The sequence below is a fragment of the Pseudomonas sp. GM79 genome (genome assembly GCF_000282495.1).
In the GTDB taxonomy this organism is placed as follows: Bacteria; Pseudomonadota; Gammaproteobacteria; order Pseudomonadales; family Pseudomonadaceae; genus Aquipseudomonas.
Genome location: NZ_AKJE01000105.1, coordinates 1 through 869 on the forward strand (window position 1 = coordinate 1; position 869 = coordinate 869).

At 58.0% G+C, this 869-nt stretch carries 1 protein-coding gene; it reads left to right on the top strand.

Translation table 11 applies throughout. The features are described 5' to 3' along the window. Nucleotides 1-555: 555 nt before the first annotated feature. Nucleotides 556-869, top strand: a 314-nt coding sequence (locus tag PMI36_RS04425; RefSeq protein WP_008075236.1) for a DUF6124 family protein, incomplete at its 3' end; no start/stop codon positions are given.

The following is an 869-nucleotide window of genomic DNA, read 5'->3' on the forward strand; positions in this document are numbered from 1 at the left end:
GAGATTGGTTGGCTGTCAGGCCCCCTTCGCGGGCAAGCCTCGCTCCTACAATTGAACCGTGTGCATCTGCAAGAGATTGGTTGGCTGTCAGGCCGCCTTCGCGGGCAAGCCTCGCTCCTACGGGGATCGCCATTGGCCTTTCAAGGGCTGTTTGACAGCCGACCAATTTCCCCCGGATGTACGCCGACCCTGTGGGAGCGGGCTTGCCCGCGATGGCTGCCTCACAGGCAACGATGTTTATAGATCGGTAAAAACATCAGAACCTTCCCACATGTTTTTCAGGTTGCCCGTCGGACGCTGCGTCTCTAGCCTTTGTCCGTCGCTGACAATTCAGCGTCCGGGCGTCGCGGCTCGATTCTTGAGGCATAATCGCTCCACCGAACAACAACACTTTTGGGTGTCTGTCGTTTCGTGTCATGGCGACTGTGCGCGGGATACCTTCGGGTATGCCGAGATATGCCTCTGGGATCGGTCCGCGAACCCGCGTACAGCTGCCACCCCAAATTGCATCGCGGCAATTTGGAAGTGGCTCCATTTCATCCCAGAGGTGTAATCATGTTCAAAGCAACCCCGAATCCCCCAGAAACCGACAACGTTTCCCCCTACGAATCCCTCGATTCGAAAAAACTCCACGACGCCGCTAACCGCGCGCTCGATCACTACCTCAACCCCTCCGCCCTCAAATCCCCCGCGGCCCGCAAGCCGAGCACGATGTATATGGTCGCGCCGGATATTAAAGACGAAGACCTGTTGGCCCACACCTGTGAATCGTTGGCCCAGGCCAGTGTGATGGCGAGTGATTTTGCGGGGTATCTGGAAGGGCCGCACCGGCACACGGCGATGGCGATTCAACAGATCGTCATGCTGGC